At 69.7% G+C, this 2105-nt stretch carries 1 protein-coding gene; it reads left to right on the top strand.

The window, feature by feature from the left end; all coding sequences use genetic code 11:
* The coding region (locus tag ACFQ6N_RS40390; RefSeq protein ID WP_380659139.1) for a beta strand repeat-containing protein at nucleotides 1-2105 on the top strand (2105 nt) is incomplete at both ends.

Below are 2105 nucleotides of genomic sequence, written 5' to 3' on the forward strand. Positions count from 1 at the left end.
AAGAGACAGGGCACCGGGTTCACCCAGGGGGGTACGCTCACCGTCGGTGGCGATGCCAGCTTCAGCGCCGGCAGCGGTGGCGACCTGATGCTGGATACAACGGCCAACACCTTTGCCGGTAAGGTCGCGTTGAGCGGCAACCAGGTGCGGATCCGCGCGCAGCCGGGCCTGGCACTGGATGGCGTGACGGCCGCCGCGCTGGATGCCAGCAGCACGGGCGCGCTGTCGTTGGCCAATGCCAATGTTGCGGGCGCTGCGATCGTTGACGGTACGTCCCTGCTGTTCGACCAGGTGAGCATCGGCGGCGCGCTGCTGGCTACCGCGAGTGCCGGCGACATCCGCCAGGGAAGTGGCAGCGTGGCGATCGGCAACAACAGCCAGCTGACCGCCAGCACCGATATCGGGCTGGGCGGAACCGGCAATCAACTGGGCAGCGCACTGCAGGTACAGGGCCGTGACATCACCCTGTCCAGCAGCACGGCCCTGGACCTGCAGAATCTTCAGGCCGCGCGTGACGTGCGGCTCAGCGGCAACGGTGTGCGGCTCGGTGCAACCTCGGTGCAGGGCGCATTGCAGGTCAACAGCGCCGCTGCGATCACCCAGTCCGACGCGCTGCAGGTGACGGGCAACAGCCGCTTCCAGGCCGGTTCGGACATCAGCCTTGACCAGGCCGGCAATCGCTTCGATGGCAGCGTCGCCCTGCAGGGCGGCAACATTGCCATCACCGCCCGTGACGGCCTGCTGCTCGACAGCGTGTCCGCCCGCGGCAACCTGGATGCGCGCGCGGGCCTGGGCGGTGTTTCCCAGCAGGCGGCGCTCGAAGTCGGCGGACGCAGCGACGTGCGCACGCAGGGCGCCATTGCACTGGACCGTGCCGACAACCGTTTCACGGGTGCGGTCGGGCTGGACGGCAACGGTGTCGATCTACGCACAGCGGGCGATCTGCAGGTCGACCGCCTCAACAACGGCGGCCCGTCCGATGTGCGCCTGCACGCCGGGGGAGGCCTGCAGCTGCCGGCCATCGATGCCGGCGCCGGCAACCTGACCCTGCTCGCCGATGGGGGTGTGGTGCAGGCCAATGCGCTGCTGGCCGGCAACAACGTGACCGTGGTCGGCCGCGATGGCGTGCGCCTGGGGGCCGATCTGCGCAGCAGCGGTTCGCTGAGCCTGGCCAGCAGCAACGCGGACATCGTGCAGGTCGCCGTGCCCAATGCAGTGGGTGGCAGCGTGCAGTCGGTCGGTGCGGTGCAGGTTGATGCAGGCAGCGGGCGCATCGCGCTGGGCAATGCCGGCAACCGTTTCGGCGGCGCGCTCAACCTGTCCGGCGGTGACATCAACGTAACCGGCGATACGCTGTTGCTGGGCAACGTGGCCGCGAGCGGCCAGCTGTCGCTGGCCAGCGCCGGCGACATCCGCCAGCAGGGTGCCGCGCAGGTGGGAGGCACGACCCGGCTGAGCGCTGGCGGTGACATCGACCTGCAGGCCGGTGGCAACCGCTTCGGCGATGCGGTCACGGTGGAGGGCCGGCAGGTGGCACTGGCCAGCGATGGCCCGCTGCAGCTGCAGGGCGTGACGGCGGACGGCCTGGCTGCACGCAGTGCAGGACACCTGACCCTGTCGACGGCCAATGTCGCCGGCGATGTGACCCTGCAGGGCCAGCAACTGCACTTCGGCACGACCCGCGTGGGCGGTAACCTGCAGGCGGTGGGCAGCAACGGCATCGATCAGGACGGCACGCTGCGCGTGGATGGCAGCGCCGACCTGCGCAGCAATGCATCGATTGCACTGGGATTGGCTGGCAACGATCTGCGCGGTGCGGTGTCGCTGGCGGGCGCGGGCATCGATCTGACCAGTGCGGGCGACCTGCGCATCGGTTCGCTCGACAGCCGCAGCGCAGCGGTTCGCCTGCAGGCCGGGGGCGCACTGGATCTGCCCAGCGGCACAATCGATACCGGCAACGGTGATCTGCAGCTGCAGGCCGGCGGCGCATTGCGGTTGCCGGCGGCGCTGCGCGGCAACAACATCACCCTGCGCAGCGGCCAGGACCTGCAGCTCGGCCAGGATGTACTGGCCGGGGGGGTATTGCAGCTCGCAAGTGGTGGCAC

Source organism: Kitasatospora sp. NPDC056446 (assembly GCF_042796115.1).
Lineage (GTDB): Bacteria > Actinomycetota > Actinomycetes > Streptomycetales > Streptomycetaceae > Kitasatospora.